At 56.3% G+C, this 15,114-nt stretch carries 19 protein-coding genes; all 19 read left to right on the top strand.

Going from position 1 to position 15,114, the window contains the following annotated elements; genetic code table 11:
- Nucleotides 1–1,023 (top strand): flagellar motor switch protein FliG, encoded by a 1,023-nt coding sequence (gene fliG / locus ACI5FR_RS23680; protein ID WP_405458972.1) that lies wholly within the window; start codon nt 1–3, stop codon nt 1,021–1,023.
- Entirely contained in the window at nt 1,016–1,846 is an 831-nt protein-coding gene (locus ACI5FR_RS23675; RefSeq protein ID WP_405458970.1) for a FliH/SctL family protein, read from the top strand. Before fliG ends, ACI5FR_RS23675 begins: the two co-directional genes overlap by 8 nt.
- The gene (gene fliI / locus ACI5FR_RS23670) at nt 1,839–3,161 is read left to right on the top strand and encodes a flagellar protein export ATPase FliI (protein WP_405458968.1); all 1,323 of its coding nucleotides are present in this window, start codon (nt 1,839–1,841) and stop codon (nt 3,159–3,161) included. The genes ACI5FR_RS23675 and fliI overlap by 8 nt, the downstream gene beginning before the upstream one ends.
- A 4-nt stretch (nt 3,162–3,165) precedes the next feature.
- Nucleotides 3,166–3,606 carry a flagellar export protein FliJ gene (fliJ, locus tag ACI5FR_RS23665; protein WP_405458967.1) on the top strand — a complete coding sequence of 147 codons (441 nt, stop codon included), beginning with the start codon at nt 3,166–3,168 and terminating at the stop codon, nt 3,604–3,606.
- Nucleotides 3,607–3,630: 24 nt separating this feature from the next.
- On the top strand, nt 3,631–4,530 hold the full coding sequence (locus ACI5FR_RS23660; RefSeq protein ID WP_405458966.1) for a MotE family protein: 900 nt from the start codon (nt 3,631–3,633) through the stop codon (nt 4,528–4,530).
- Between the two features lie 56 nt (nt 4,531–4,586).
- On the top strand, nt 4,587–6,065 hold the full coding sequence (locus ACI5FR_RS23655; protein ID WP_405458964.1) for a flagellar hook-length control protein FliK: 1,479 nt from the start codon (nt 4,587–4,589) through the stop codon (nt 6,063–6,065).
- 32 nt (nt 6,066–6,097) lie between these two features.
- On the top strand, nt 6,098–6,520 hold the full coding sequence (locus ACI5FR_RS23650; protein WP_405458962.1) for a flagellar hook capping FlgD N-terminal domain-containing protein: 423 nt from the start codon (nt 6,098–6,100) through the stop codon (nt 6,518–6,520).
- A gap of 9 nt (nt 6,521–6,529) precedes the next feature.
- A complete protein-coding gene (locus ACI5FR_RS23645; protein WP_405458959.1) occupies nt 6,530–6,916 on the top strand; it encodes a TIGR02530 family flagellar biosynthesis protein in 387 nt (128 codons plus the stop codon).
- Nucleotides 6,917–7,009: 93 nt separating this feature from the next.
- Nucleotides 7,010–7,828: a flagellar hook-basal body complex protein gene (locus tag ACI5FR_RS23640; protein ID WP_405458957.1), complete on the top strand. Its 819-nt coding sequence runs from the start codon at nt 7,010–7,012 to the stop codon at nt 7,826–7,828.
- Between the two features lie 119 nt (nt 7,829–7,947).
- Nucleotides 7,948–8,172 (top strand): flagellar FlbD family protein, encoded by a 225-nt coding sequence (locus ACI5FR_RS23635; protein ID WP_405458955.1) that lies wholly within the window; start codon nt 7,948–7,950, stop codon nt 8,170–8,172.
- A 2-nt stretch (nt 8,173–8,174) separates the two neighbouring features.
- Nucleotides 8,175–8,657, top strand: a complete 483-nt coding sequence (locus ACI5FR_RS23630; RefSeq protein ID WP_405458953.1) for a flagellar basal body-associated FliL family protein — start codon at nt 8,175–8,177, stop codon at nt 8,655–8,657.
- 33 nt (nt 8,658–8,690) lie between these two features.
- Nucleotides 8,691–9,689 carry a flagellar motor switch protein FliM gene (gene fliM, locus ACI5FR_RS23625; RefSeq protein WP_405458951.1) on the top strand — a complete coding sequence of 333 codons (999 nt, stop codon included), beginning with the start codon at nt 8,691–8,693 and terminating at the stop codon, nt 9,687–9,689.
- A complete protein-coding gene (gene fliY, locus ACI5FR_RS23620) occupies nt 9,679–10,992 on the top strand; it encodes a flagellar motor switch phosphatase FliY (protein WP_405458949.1) in 1,314 nt (437 codons plus the stop codon). The genes fliM and fliY overlap by 11 nt, the downstream gene beginning before the upstream one ends.
- A gap of 20 nt (nt 10,993–11,012) precedes the next feature.
- The gene (locus tag ACI5FR_RS23615) at nt 11,013–11,375 is read left to right on the top strand and encodes a response regulator (protein ID WP_405458946.1); all 363 of its coding nucleotides are present in this window, start codon (nt 11,013–11,015) and stop codon (nt 11,373–11,375) included.
- Between the two features lie 70 nt (nt 11,376–11,445).
- Nucleotides 11,446–12,084, top strand: a complete 639-nt coding sequence (locus ACI5FR_RS23610) for a flagellar biosynthetic protein FliO (RefSeq protein ID WP_405458944.1) — start codon at nt 11,446–11,448, stop codon at nt 12,082–12,084.
- 2 nt (nt 12,085–12,086) lie between these two features.
- Complete coding sequence (fliP, locus tag ACI5FR_RS23605; protein WP_405459135.1) at nt 12,087–12,854, top strand: flagellar type III secretion system pore protein FliP; 768 nt, start codon at nt 12,087–12,089, stop codon at nt 12,852–12,854.
- A 49-nt stretch (nt 12,855–12,903) separates the two neighbouring features.
- Complete coding sequence (fliQ, locus tag ACI5FR_RS23600; RefSeq protein WP_405458942.1) at nt 12,904–13,173, top strand: flagellar biosynthesis protein FliQ; 270 nt, start codon at nt 12,904–12,906, stop codon at nt 13,171–13,173.
- Between the two features lie 10 nt (nt 13,174–13,183).
- Nucleotides 13,184–13,984 (top strand): flagellar biosynthetic protein FliR, encoded by an 801-nt coding sequence (fliR, locus tag ACI5FR_RS23595; protein ID WP_405458940.1) that lies wholly within the window; start codon nt 13,184–13,186, stop codon nt 13,982–13,984.
- A gap of 25 nt (nt 13,985–14,009) precedes the next feature.
- The gene (flhB, locus tag ACI5FR_RS23590) at nt 14,010–15,101 is read left to right on the top strand and encodes a flagellar biosynthesis protein FlhB (protein ID WP_405458938.1); all 1,092 of its coding nucleotides are present in this window, start codon (nt 14,010–14,012) and stop codon (nt 15,099–15,101) included.
- The last annotated feature ends 13 nt before the right edge of the window (nt 15,102–15,114 follow it).

Below are 15,114 nucleotides of genomic sequence, written 5' to 3'. Positions count from 1 at the left end.
ATGGCCAAAGGGGCACAACTGCCGAACAGCTTGACAGGGCGCCAAAAAGCGGCAATTTTGCTGATCAGCCTTGGTCCTGAAGTATCCGCGCAAATCTTCAAACATTTGCGGGAAGAAGAGATCGAGCAGCTAACCTTGGAAATCGCCAACGTCCGAAAAGTCGATGCCGCAGAGAAGGAGAAAATTTTAGCCGAGTTTCACCAGATCTGTCTGGCTCAAGAATATATTTCGCAAGGCGGGATTTCGTACGCCAAAGAGATTTTGGAGAAGGCCCTCGGATCTGGCAAAGCGATGGACATCATCAATCGGTTGACTGCGACGTTGCAGGTTCGGCCGTTTGACTTTGCCCGCAAAGCGGATCCCGGTCAAATCTTGAACTTCATCCAGAATGAGAACTCGCAGACGATCGCGCTCATTCTTTCGTACCTGCAATCCGAGCAAGCTTCCATCATCTTATCCTCGCTGCCACAGGAGAAGCAGGCCGAAGTCGCGAAGCGGATCGCCCTCATGGATAGCACGTCGCCGGAAGTCATTACCCAGGTGGAACGGGTCCTTGAGCAAAAGCTGTCATCCACCGTTACTCAGGACTACACATCGGCAGGCGGGATTGAGGCGATCGTCCAAATCCTGAACGGGGTCGACCGCGGGACGGAGCGGACGATTCTCGATTCCCTCGAGATTCAGGATCCGGAGCTCGCGGAAGAGATCAAGAAGCGGATGTTCGTCTTCGAGGATATCGTCAACATCGACAATCGCTCCATCCAGCGGATTATCCGCGATATCGAGAACTCCGACCTGCAGCTCGCGCTCAAGGTCGCGAGCGAAGAGGTGCGTGAAATCATCTTCCGCAACATGTCCCGCCGCATGGCGGAGACGTTCCGCGAAGAGATGGAGTACATGGGGCCGGTGCGGCTGCGTGATGTCGAGGAAGCGCAAACCCGCATCGTAGCTACGATTCGTCGTCTGGAAGAAGCCGGGGAAGTGATCATAGCCCGCGGTGGAGGAGATGATATCGTTGTCTAAGGTCATTAAGGCATCTAGAGTCATCAGCTTGGAAGATACCGTGTTCATCCAACCCGTGAAGCTCGACTTGGGCTTCGAGCCCGCCCATTATGGACAGTTGGCCGAAGAGGCCCCGGATCCATCGATCATCGAAGCCGAATCCATAAAGGAACGCATCGTCTCGGACGCGGAATCGTCCGCTGAGGCGATCTTGGCCGAAGCGGCCGCCGCGGCGGAACAGCTCAAGGCGGAGGCTCAGGAACAGATCGAAGCGTGGTGGCGCGAGCGACGGGAAGCCGATGTGCAGGAGACCGAGCGCGCCCGCGCGCAAGGGTATGAGACCGGCCATCAGGAAGGGACCGTCCAGGCGGAGGCGGCGGTTCAAGCACAGTACGCGGGCTTGATCGAGACGGCCCATTCGATTATCGAGCAGGCGACGTTCATTAAGCAGCAGATGATTCTCGAGGCCGAGCCGTTCCTGATCGAACTCAGCACGGCGATCGCCGAGAAAATCATCGGCCGTCAGCTCACGCTCGAGCCGCCCTGGCTGATCGAATCCATCCGGAAGGTGCTGCAGCGCAAGCGGGAGCAAGGCATCATCTCGCTCTGCGTCTCGCCCAGCCAATTCGCGTTCATCCAGGACGCGCGGGAGGAGCTGCTCCTCGCGATCGATTCGCAAGCGGAGCTGCAGGTGCTGCCGGATCCCAGCGTGGACGAATTCGGCTGTGTGGTCCGGTCGTCCTTCGGCAGCATAGACGCACGGATCGATACGCAGCTGGAAGAGATCAAGGATGCCCTGTTGCAACTATTCCGACGAAGCGAGGCGACGTCCCAAGATGGCTAGCAGCCTGCAGGCACACAAGTATATCGAGCAGCTGAAGCATCTGGATCCGATCCGGGTTAACGGCAAGGTGACCCAGGTCATCGGGTTGACAGTGGAATCGGAAGGCCCGGATGCCAGCGTCGGCGACGTGTGCCACATCTATCCGTTCAAGTCTTCGCAGCCGCTCAAGGCGGAGGTCGTCGGATTCCGCAACAACAAGGTTATCCTGATGCCGCTCGGGGAGCTGCATTCGATCGGACCGGGCTGTGACGTCGTCGCGACGGGCAAGCCGCTGACCGTATCGGTCGGCCACGAGCTGCTCGGCAAAGTGCTCGACGGACTAGGTCAGCCGATGGACGGCAGTCTGCTCCCATCGCGCATGGCTCAGGTGCTGACGACGAACTTGCCCAGCAACCCGCTGAAGCGTCAGCGCGTACTGGAGCCGATCAGCGTCGGCGTACGCTGCATCGACGGGCTGCTCACGATCGGCAAAGGCCAGCGCGTCGGCATCTTCGCCGGGTCCGGCGTCGGGAAGAGTACGCTCATGGGCATGATCGCTCGCAACACCTCCGCCGACGTGAACGTGATCGCGCTGATCGGGGAGCGAGGCCGCGAGGTGCTCGACTTCATCGAGCGGGACTTGGGTCCGGAAGGGTTGGCCCGCTCGGTCGTCATCGTGGCGACCTCCGATCAGCCGGCTCTGATTCGAATCAAGGGGGCGTTAATCGCCACCTCGATAGCGGAGTATTTCCGGGACCGCGGGATGAACGTCATGCTCATGATGGATTCCGTCACCCGCTATGCGACGGCACTGCGGGAAGTGGGGCTTGCGGTCGGCGAGCCGCCGGCGACACGGGGGTATACGCCGTCCGTGTTCGCGAGCTTGCCAAAGCTGCTGGAGCGTGCCGGGACGGGACCCAAAGGATCGATTACCGCGTTCTACACCGTACTGGTGGATGGCGACGATATGAACGAGCCGATCGCCGATACGGTACGCGGAATATTGGACGGTCACATCGTACTGGACCGGAATTTGGCGAACAAGGGACATTATCCGGCAATCAACGTGCTGGCGAGCATCAGCCGCTGTATGAAGGAGATCGTGCCGGAGCGGCAAAACGAAGCCGCCGATCAATTGAAACGAATGCTCGCTATTTATAAAGATTCGGAAGACTTGATCAATATCGGGGCGTACCAAAGCGGATCGAACCAAGATATCGACACCGCGCTTCATTATATTCCGGAGATCTGGGGCTACCTGCGGCAGAAAACGTCGGAGAAGGTGGATTACCAGGAAGCGTGCGACACCCTCATTCAACATTTTCACGGAGGTTGAGTAGATGCATTTCCGATATCCGTTGCAAAAACTCGTCGATCTGAAGTCTAACGAGAAAATACAGGCCGAATGGGGGCTCTCGGAGGCGATCGGGCTGCTCCATAGCGAGCGAAACGAGCTGGCCGCCCTGGAAGCGCACAAGGATGAAGTGCAGCATCAGCTGGGGAACGCCTCCGCCAACCGGACGACCGCGTCCCAACTGATGCTGCTCCAGGACTATGTCGAGTATCAGAACAAGGAAATCTCCCGCAAGATGAAGGCGGTCGTGACCGCCGAACGGCTCGTAGAACAACGGCAGCAAGAGCTTAGCGAGAAGATGAAGGAAGAGAAAGTATGGGAGAAGGCGAAGGAGAAAGCGTACGCCCAGTTCATCTCGATGATGCAAAAGAAAGAGCAGGCCGAGCTGGACGAGATTGCATTGACCCGCCGCGTACAGACGGTGTAAAGACAACGGAAAGGGGGTGGCGGCATGGCAAGAACCGACGTCGAAAAATCATCATACGGAGCGTTTGAGCGATTTTTGTTTTTCGCTACGCCGATTATTTTCACCGTCGTCTTGCTAGGCGTCCTCTTCGCGATGTTCGATCAAAGTCTGTTGAATGGCATGCTGCGGACGGCGAACCGGATTCCCGTGCTGAATCAGATTATCCCGGACCCGGCGAAGCCTGCAGACCGGACCACTCCGGCGAAGACGGGCGGAACGGAAACGACGCCGGATGCACAGGTGGAAGAGCTGAAGAATACGATCAAGCAGCTCGAAGCGGACCTGAACGCGACCGACTCGAACAACCAGAAGAAAGATCAGACGATCAAGGATTTGAACGCCAAGGTGGCGGCGCTTGAAGAGCAGATGAAGACAAAGTCGCAGACTGACGAGGAATACCGGGCGCAAGTGCAGCAATTGGCGAATATGTATGCGAAAATGCTGCCGAGCAAATCCGCTCCGATTCTGGAAAATATGACGCTGAAGGAAGCGGTGCTCGTCCTGAGCGAAATGAAGCCGGACGATCGCGGGAAAGTGCTGGAGAAGATGGACCCGAAGAAGGCGGCGGACGCCTCGATTCAACTGAAGGATATCGTCCCTTCGAAGGACCGGCAGATGGCCGCCCTGCAAGAGCGGCTGGAGGTCAACCAGGCTCAGGCGGCGACGCCGCAGCAGATCAGCAAGGAGGATCTCGGCGCGACGTTCTCTGCGATGGATGCGAAAAGTGCGGCGACCATTCTGCTCGAGATGAACACGCTCAACCAGGCGAAGGTTATGTCGATCCTGAGCACGATGGACAGCGCGGCGCGTTCCCGGGTATTGGCCGAGATCTCGAAGACGAACAAAGCGATCGCCGCGACGCTGTCATCGAAGCTGACGCAGTAAAGTCGCGATCCGGTGAAGGCACAACGAACAGCATGGAAAGGAGGTGAAATCAAATTATGAATCCCATTCAAGCAAACATGACCGCTCCCGCCGGCAACTCGGCCAGCGCAGGCGCGACCGGCACTTCCGCGGCGGGCGGCAACAGCAGCACCGGTACGGCGGGCAACAGTTCCTTCGTCCAGGCGTTAGCGCAGGTGATGAATGAAAGCTCGACTTCCGAAACCGGGACACCCGGCGCCTTAGTCGGCTTGCTGCTTCCAGGCTTGCTAGGTAGTACGAGCTCGGAGGGGCAAGGTCAGGAGGTATCTCCGGCACAAGCGCTGCTCCAACTGTTGAATCAGCTGCTGAACGGCACGAGCGAGCAAGCAGACAGCGATGCCACTGCGTATGCCGACGGCTCCATGGACACGGGGAACGCCCTGGCCCAGCTGCAGCTTCTGCTGCTGCAATGGCTCTCCTCGGCACACTCGAATCCGACCGCAGGGGGTGAAGCGAATGCCGGTCTTTCGGTCTCTTCGGTACATACAGACGAGCCGGGTCAAGCGTCCCGCCAACTGCTGCTGCTGTTGACCGCCATGCTCGAGCAGCAATCGAACCAAGCGGGAGCCGGACAACCGTCCGTGGAATCGTTCAAGGAACTCTTGAAGCCGGTTCTGGCGGAAATCCAAGCCGCCGCAGCACGTGAAGCCGCAAGCGGGACGGCACAAGCTGCAGTCGCAGTGACGAACGCTGCCCAACCGAATGAAGCTGCAGCCGGCCGCGAATCGCTCTTGATCACTGCCCGCAAGCCGATTTACAAGTCATCGAACGCTCCAGCCGCAGCGTCCCAACCGCTCGTCCAGCTTGTGGCCGACGGCCGCAGCTACACCGGATTGTCGATGCTGGCCGCGAGAGCGAACCTGCAGGCACCGGTATCGCCGGTTCCGGAATCCGGAGCTGTAACGGCATCGCCAGCTGAAGCGAGCGTGCCTGTTGACGCCATCCGCTCTACGGACAGCGAGGAGTCGACGCAAGGGACAGCCGTCTTCCGGATGCCGACGGCGACGGATGCCGTCGTGAAGGCAGACGCGCCTGTATCCGCCCATCGCTTTGCGCAAGAAATGAGTCAGCTGATGAAATCGATGAACATGCAAGCAACCGGCGGACACTCAGCCATCAAGATTACGCTGATGCCGGAGCATCTCGGCCAAGTCGACGTGAAGATGTCGATGCAAAACGGTCACCTCGTCGCCCAGTTCGTAGCCGACACGGTACACGGCAAGGATATGCTGGAGAGCCAACTGCCTCAGCTGAGAGCCGTGCTGCAAAGCCAAGGGCTGCAAGTCGACCGGTTGGAGGTTGCACAAGGGCAAGCGGCGGCATTCGCCAGCTTCCAGGAGCAGCGCCAGCAGCAATCGTCGCAGCAGTTCAACCGCAAGCAGCAAGGCCCGAAGGGTGACGGCGAAGATCTCGCCATCGACTTCGACGCCGAGCTCGCCCAGTTGGCCGCTCGCCGAGCCGCACTCGCCGGCAGCTCGTTCGACGTTTCCGCTTAACCGCAATTCAACTCTGTGGAGGAGGAGAGCCCATGGCGTCTCCGGTAGGCGTTTCGAACGGAACGTACTATTACAACAATACATCGCGCAAGACCGGCTCGAGCAACCTGGGCCGGGACGAGTTCCTGAAGATTCTCGTCACGCAGATCTCCCACCAGGACCCGACGCAGCCCTTGCAGGATAAAGAGTTTATCGCGCAAATGGCCCAGTTCACGTCCGTGGAGCAATTGTCGAACATGGCGACTGAGATGAGAATGCTGCGCCAATCGATCGGATGGTCGTCCTCGCTGATCGGCAAGTCGATCAATTGGACGCTTATCGATCCCGAATCGCAGCAGGAAGTGGTCAAATCCGGCCAAGTGACGGCGATCAACATCAAGGATGGCCAACAGTACGTGCATGTTGGGGACCAGGATGTACCGCTCGAGCAAATCAGTAAAATCTGGGAGGAGTAGGTGGTTGTAGTGGCCGATCGCATATCAGTCGGACAGCTGTATCCGAACATGGCGCCGCCGGTCGCACCCCGTAAGCCCGTTACTCCATCCGCCGCGTATCCGGGAGCAGGAGCCCGATCGTTCCAGGAGGTCTTGCAGGACAATGTTGTCCGGCTGAGTCAGCACGCCGAGACTCGTTTGCAGCAGCGCGGAATCCAGTTGAAGCCGGAGCAGCTGTCAAGAATTCAATCGGCGATCGACAAGGCCGCCGCCAAAGGCTCGAAAGAATCGCTCGTGCTGATGGACAATATCGCCCTGATCGTGAATGTGAAGAACCGGACGATCGTCACCGCCATGGATGGCACATCAATGAAAGATAACGTGTTTACGCAAATCGACAGCGCCATCATCATTTAATAACGGGCCGGCCCTTTCTCAGGAAGCCCGAGGTTCGCCGAACGACTGACGCGAACTACAATTGGCAGGATGAACGGTTGAGGAGGAAGAGGAATGTTAAGATCCCTGTATTCCGGCGTGTCCGGTATGAGAGGGTTTCAGACGAAGTTGGATGTCATCGGCAACAACATTGCGAATGTGAATACCGTAGGGTTCAAAGGCAGCCGGGTCATGTTCAAAGATATTCTTAGCCAGACCGTGGCCGGCGTCACCGCTCCGGTCGACGGAGGTCTCGGCGGGGTCAATGCCAAGCAGATCGGCCTTGGGGTGACTGTGGCGGCGATCGATACGATCCATGCGCCTGGCAGCGCGATGACGACGAATCAAGTGACGGACTTGCGGATTGACGGCGACGGGTTTTTCGCGGTCACACCGGATGACGGGACCACTAGATTCTTGACTCGGGCAGGCAATTTCACGATCGACGCGGCTCGCAACCTCGTCAACCCTGACGGGATGCATGTCCTTTCTACTGACGGTACCCCCATCGTACTCGATGATACGATTGTAGCGTTCTCTATCTCGCAGAATGGGGAAATTATCGGCATCAACGAGGATGGCACTGCTGAAACTACCGATATTTTTGTAGGTGTGGTGAAGATGACGAACCCGGCGGGTCTCGAGAAGGTCGGAAGCAACTTGTATCGCACAACGCCGAACGCCACCACCGAGCCTGACTTCGAATTGCTGCAAGCCAACGATCAAGCAACTGGCACGGGCGCCATCATTTCCGGCCAGCTGGAGATGTCGAACGTCGAGCTGACGAACGAGTTGACCGAGATGATCGTCGCCCAGCGCGGCTTCCAGGCGAACTCAAGAATCATCACGACTTCGGACGAAGTGCTGCAGGAGATCTTGAACCTGAAGCGTTAAGCTTGACCCGCTGATCCGGCTCGGGGGGCGGTACCTGCCGTCCCCTGAGCGATCGGCTAATAAAGCCGGACCCCAGCCATGTACTGGGGGGATTCGGTACCGTTTCGGGAGGGAAAGTTGTGATCCAAGTTACGCGGCTGAACGGGAGCAAGCTCACGCTCAACGCCCTGTTGATCGAGATGATCGAAGAGACGCCGGATACGCTTATAACGCTGACAACCGGCAAGAAATTTATCGTTCTCGAAGATGTCTCCCATGTGGTAAGCTTAGTAAAAAATTACATGCAGCAGATCGGGCCAATCAGGGTGGCCTTCAAGAATACCAGTGTGCAGGAGGAATCGTAGACGTGTTCAAAAGTAGAATGTTGCAATGGCTCATTATGATCCTCATCTCGATCACCCTGATTGCCCTGGCTGGTTTCGTGCTGTGGAATTACCTCGATAAGCAAGCCCAAGGAGACGATCCCGCGCTGCAGGCGGCGACTTCCGTGGACGGGGTGAAGCCGAAGCGACTGACGGCCGATCAGATCGTCGCCCAAACCGTAGAGATGACGGATATTACGACGAACTTGACCGGCAAGGACTTCGTGAAGATCAGCTTCGCCTTCGAGCTGGACAGCAAAAAATCGAAGGAAGAGTTCGAGAAATTATCGACCCGGGTCAAAGCGATCATCATTCAGACGCTGGCCGACATGAGCGCCGATCAGATCCGCGGGAGCAAAGGCTACGATCTCATCAGCACCTCGCTGATCAACAAGATCAATCCGATCTTGACCGCGGGCAAGCTGCGTCAAGTGGACATCACCAACATCAACATCGTATTGAACTAAGGAACGGACGGCTTGTAAGGGGGTGAATCGAAATTGGTAGACGTACTATCCCAGAATGAGATCGACGCTTTGCTGGCGGCGCTCTCCTCCGGAGAGATGGACGCGGAGGAATTGAAAAAGGAAGAAACCCAGAAAAGGGTGAAAGCCTACGATTTCAAGCGCGCCACCCGTTTCTCCAAGGATCACATTCGCAGCTTGACGCGGATTCATGAGAATTTCGCCCGCTACTTGACCACTTACTTTTCCGCTCAGCTTCGTACGTTCGTCCAGATTAACGTCGTTCAAGTCGAGCAGCTGCCTTATGACGAGTTCATCCGCTCCATTCCGAAGATGACGATTCTGAACATTTTCGAGGCCGAGCCGCTGGAAGGCCGGATGGTGCTAGAAGTACATCCCAACGTGGCGTTCGCCATGCTGGACCGGATGCTGGGGGGACCCGGCAATTCGCCAGCCAAAATCAACTCGCTCACCGAGATCGAGACGATCGTGATGGAGCGCATCTTCAGCCGGGCGTTCGACAGTTTGCAGGAAGCCTGGAAAACCGTGATTGACATATCGCCACGTCTCGAAACGTTGGAGACGAATCCGCAGTTCATGCAGATCGTATCCCCGAACGAGACGATCGCGCTGATCTCACTAACGACGAAAATCGGAGACACGACCGGGATGATCAATCTCTGTATCCCGCATGTCGTCATCGAGCCGATTATGCCTCGGCTGTCGGTTCATCATCAATTTTTATCCCAGCGCAAGAGTCGGGCTCCCGAGGAAGAGGAGACCTTAAAAGCACGCGTGAACAAAGCCAGACTTCCGATCATCGCGGAGCTGGGGACTTCTGTGATCAACGTCCGGGAGTTCCTGAACTTGAATGTGGGCGACGTCATTACGCTGAACAAGGAAGTCGATCAAGGGCTGGATATTAAGGTAGGCGAAAAACTGAAATTTATCGGTAGTCCCGGCACGATTAAAGACCGGCTGGCCGTTCAAATAACGGAGATAGTCAGCGAGGGGGATGATGAATATGACGAATAACAAAGATTATTTGTCACAAGAAGAAATAGACGCCTTATTGAGGCAAACCGTAGAAGAGGATTCCCTCGATTTCGGCGGATCCGCGAGCGTAGACGATTACTTGACCCCCATCGAACAAGATGCGCTCGGGGAAATCGGCAACATCACGTTCGGCAGTGCGGCCACCGCGTTGTCGACGTTGCTCGGGAAGAAAGTCGATATTACAACACCTAAGGTGTCGGTCATTCCCCGCATTGAGTTGGAGCGAGAGTTCCCCGTCCCGCATGTAGCCGTGTCGGTCAATTACGTCGACGGGTTCGACGGCATTAACCTGCTCGTGATCAAGACGCGGGATGCGCAAGTCATCGCCGATCTCATGATGGGCGGGACCGGCAACGTGGTGGAGGGCGACGAGCTGTCCGAGATCCACATCAGTGCCGTCCAGGAAGCGATGAACCAGATGATGGGCTCGTCCGCGACTTCGATGTCGACGATCTTCAACCGGTTCGTGAACATCTCCCCGCCTGGGATTAACATCCTCGATATGGCCAATGGGGACAGCCGGAATTCGCTGCCGCACGAAGACGTATTCGTGAAAATCTCGTTCCGGCTCATCATCGGGGATCTGATCGACTCGACGATTATGCAGCTGTTGCCCGTGTCCTTCGCGAAGGACATGGTCTCGATTCTGATGGGCGGCGCCAACCTGGACGTCTCGGAATTCGAGCTCGAGCCGAGTCCGAAGCCCACCACCAAGCCGAGTACGCCGGAGCCTGCCTACACTCCGCCTCCTGCACCGCAGGTACAGCAGGATCCGTTCACACAACCGGCTTACCAGCAACCGTCGTACGCGCAAGAGCCGATGTACCAGCAGCCGCCCGCGCAACAGCCATACGGGCAGCAGCCGTATATGTACCAGCCGCAGTTCGAGCAGCCGAACTATCCGCCGCCGATGCCGCAACAGCCGCACACGCCGAATAATTATGGGCATTTCCCGCAGCGCAATGTGGGTGTGCAGCCCGCGCAATTCGGCAGTCTGAGCGGACCGCACGTCCAGGCTGACGAGACGAACCTGAATTTGTTGCTCGACATTCCGCTGAAGGTGACGGTGGAGCTGGGCCGGACGAAAAAATTAATCAAGGAGATACTGGAATTCTCGCAAGGGTCCATTATCGAATTGGATAAATTGGCGGGGGAACCGGTGGACATCCTTGTGAACAACAAGCTGATAGCCAAAGGGGAAGTCGTCGTAATCGACGAAAATTTCGGGGTGCGCGTGACCGACATCGTCAGTCAGATGGACCGCATTCAAAAACTACAATAACCGAGGGGGACTGAACGCCCATGGCGAACAGAATATTAATCGTAGACGACGCAGCTTTTATGAGAATGATGATCAAAGACATCCTGTCCAAAAACGGTTATGAAGTAGTCGGGGAAGCTTCGGACGGGGCGCAGGCCATCGAGAAATACAAAGAGCTGAAGCCGGATTTAGTCACCATGGACATCACGATGCCTGAGATGGACGGCATTGCCGCGCTGAAGGAGATCAAGAAAGCCGACGGTACGGCGAAAGTCATCATGTGTTCGGCAATGGGGCAGCAAGCGATGGTCATCGATGCGATTCAAGCCGGAGCCAAAGATTTCATCGTAAAGCCGTTCCAGGCCGATCGCGTTGTTGAAGCTATTAAGAAAACATTGGGCTAATAGGATGATAGATTCATCGAACCGAGTCTTAACGGTAGGACAGGCTGGTCGAATCCGGAGAGGGAGCCGAGTGCTCGGCGCGGCATGCATCGGCGCGCTGCTCTTCCTTACGGGGAGCGCGGTCAGTCTGGCGGAGGGGGGAGCAAGCCCGGACCCGAATAAACTTGGAGTCGATCCTGCATCGGCACTGACGCAGAGCGACCCTCCAAGCCTTCTCGGCATGATGGGGCAAGTCCTACTTTACCTTATTCTTATTATCGGTTTCTTCTTCTTCATAATGAAGATATTGGCCCAAAAAAATCGCAAACGCATGTCGGGCCGGGCAATCAATACGCTCGGAGGCGTGCCGCTCGGACAAAACAAGTCGCTGCAGATCGTCGAGATCGGCCGTTCGATTTACATCCTGGGAGTTGGAGACAACGTACAGCTGGTACATAAGATTGACGACCCGGAGGAAGCGGCCTACTTGATCGCGACGATCACGGCCCAATCCGAAGCCCAGGCAGGCATGAAACAATTGTCCGCGTGGCTCACCCGGTTCCGTCGTCAGCCGGAAGGTCCCGTCGAGACCTACTCCGCCGAGACGGAGCTCGCGCAGTCCTTCCAGGAAGTGTTTCACAGCAAGATGAGCAGTATGGCGAGCCGCAGGCAAATGGTAGAACAACTGCTCCACGAATCCAAAAAAACAGATCGGTCGTCGGAAGAATGAACATAAAGAAATCGTCTTTACTTTTATGCGGTCTGTTTGTCCTGTTCTGCGTCCTAGCGCCGACATCGGCTCTAGCCGCAGACCCGATTCCCGGCATCTCGGTGGACATCGGCAACTCAGACGGTGCGGAAGGGGCCAGCAGTACGATCTCGCTGGTGCTCTTGATCACGATTCTCAGCATCGCTCCATCCATCTTGATCTTGATGACGAGCTTCACCCGGATCGTAATCGTGCTCGGATTCGTCCGAACGGCGCTCGGCACGCAGCAAATGCCGCCCAACCAAGTGTTAATCGGCATTGCCTTGTTCCTGACGCTGTTCATCATGTCCCCGACGATCGGCGAGATTAATCAAACCGCGCTGCAGCCGTACATGAAGGGCGAATTGACGCAGACGCAGGCGCTTCAGAAAGCGGCGGTCCCGCTCAAGAAATTCATGCTAGCTCAGACGAGGGAGAAAGACTTGCTGCTGTTCATGAACTACGCCAAAGCCGAGAAACCGGCGACGGTCACGGATACGCCGCTTACGGCACTCATCCCGGCATTTGCGATCAGCGAGCTGAAGTCGGCGTTTCAGATGGGCTTTATGATTTTCATCCCATTCCTGGTCATCGACATGATCGTAGCGAGCACGCTGATGTCCATGGGGATGATGATGCTGCCGCCGATTATGATTTCGCTGCCGTTCAAGATTTTATTATTCGTCTTGGTAGACGGGTGGTATCTCGTTGTGAAATCGCTGCTGATCAGCTTCCATGCTCCTTTAACGTGACGCCATCCATACCGCCTAGAGCAAGTAGAGCAAGGAGGGAAGCGCGGATATGAGTACCGAGTTTATTATTCAGCTGGCCGGCGAAGCGGTCTATACCGTCCTGAAGGCCAGCGCACCTATGCTCGTCCTGGCGCTTGTCGTGGGGTTGATCATCAGCGTGTTCCAGGCCGCCACACAGATCCAGGAGCAGACGCTGGCGTTCGTGCCCAAAATCGTCATCGTCCTGCTGTCCATCCTCGTCTTCGGTCCGTGGATCTTGCAGACGCTGATCGACTACACGTACGGCATGCTGAACAATTTGGACAAATATATCGGTTAGGTGGATTCGGATGCAGACGCTAATTCCTTATCTTCCTAATTTTCTGTTGATCTTTTGTCGAATTACCGCGTTTTTCGTAGTTGCGCCCGTCTTCTCTACGCGAGGCGTGCCGCCTACGTTCAAGATCGGCCTGTCCTTGTTTCTGACGTTCCTGATTCTGATGGCCGCCGGAGGCGTCAAAGAACAAGCGGTCGTGATCGACGCGGCTTTCATAATAGCGATCCTGAAAGAGATCCTGGTAGGACTCTTGCTAGGGTTTATGGCTTACATCTTTTTCAATGCGGTCCAGATCGCCGGCTCGTTTATCGACATCCAGATGGGGCTCGGTATCGCCAACGTTATCGATCCGATGAGCGGCATTCAGAGCCCGATAATGGGCAACTTCAAATTTTTCATCGCGGTGCTGCTGTTTTTGGCTATGAACGGCCACCACTTCTTGATCGACGCCATCGTGCGCAGCTACGAATGGGTTCCGCTGGACAACAACGTGTTCACTCGTATCGCGACCGGCGAACCGAGCGATTTTCTGATCCAGGCGTTCGTCAGTATGTTCGGCCTCGCCTTGCAGATGGCGGCGCCGCTCGTTGTGAGCTTGTTCCTGACCGACGTCGGGCTCGGCATTTTGTCCAAGACGGCCCCCCAGTTCAACATCTTCGTCGTCGGTGTGCCGATCAAGATTATCGTTGGCTTCCTGCTCCTCATCGTCGTCATCCCCGGGATGCTGTATTTGTTCCAGGATTTATTCCGGTCCATGTTCGAATCGATGGAGCAAATGTCGAAGCTGCTCGGGACGGTGCCGAAGTCATCCTAACAAACGGACGGGAGGGAAATTACGAATGCGGCCATACCGGTTGCGCATGGAGCTGCAGCTGTTCGCCGGGGAGAAAACCGAGCAAGCCACCCCCCGCAAACGGCAGGACGCCCGCAAAAAGGGGCAGGTCGCGAAAAGCATGGAGGTACCGGCGTCGCTCGTGCTGCTGTCGGTGCTGCTCATCCTGTTTCTCTACGGGTCGGTCATGCGCGAGCGCATCGAGAAGCTGTTCACCGTGACGTTTACCGACTATATGCACATGGAGCTCACATTCAGCAACATCACCCTCATCTTCGCGCAGCTGATGTCGGAAGGGCTGATCCTGCTCGCTCCTTTGTTTTTGATCGTCGTTGTCGTCGCCTTTTTGGCGCTGTACTTTCAGGTCGGCCTTATGGTTACGGGGGATCCGCTAATACCAAAGTTCGACAAGCTGGATCCGCTCAAGGGCGTGGCGAATTTGTTCAAGCTGCGGTCGGTGATCGAGCTGATCAAATCGATTCTGAAAATGTCGATCATCGGCGGTGTCGTTTTTTACACGATTTGGAAAGAGAAGCAAAACTTGATTCAAATGGCGGAGTGGCCGCTCGGTCAGACGTTCGCCTTTACGGGACACCTGATTCTGATTTTGGGGCTGCAAATCGCCGTCATCCTGCTCATCCTGGCATTGTTCGATTATTTTTATCAAAAGTACGAATTCGAAAAAAGCTTGCGCATGTCGAAAGACGATATTCGTCAGGAATACAAAAATACCGAAGGCGATCCTCTGATCAAAGGCAAAATTCGCGAGAAGCAAAAGCGGATGGCGATGATGCGCATGATGCAGGACGTGCCGAAGGCCGACGTCGTCATCACGAACCCGACGCACTTCGCAGTCGCGATGAAGTACGATCCGCAGAAGTCGGATGCACCGGTCGTACTGGCGAAGGGGATGGATTACATCGCCCTGCGCATTCGCCAAGTAGCCAAGGAGAACGGCGTCGTTACGATGGAAAACAAGCCGCTGGCCCGGGCGCTGTACGAGCAGGTGGAGATCGGGCAAACGATTCCCGCCGACCTGTTCCAAGCCGTCGCCGAAGTGCTGGCCTATGTATACAAGCTGAAGGGCAAAGTGAAATAAATGCAGTCTGACC

This window comes from Paenibacillus sp. HJGM_3 (genome assembly GCF_045062745.1).
Taxonomy (GTDB): domain Bacteria; phylum Bacillota; class Bacilli; order Paenibacillales; family NBRC-103111; genus Paenibacillus_AA.
This window is presented reverse-complemented; position numbering and strand designations above follow the sequence as displayed.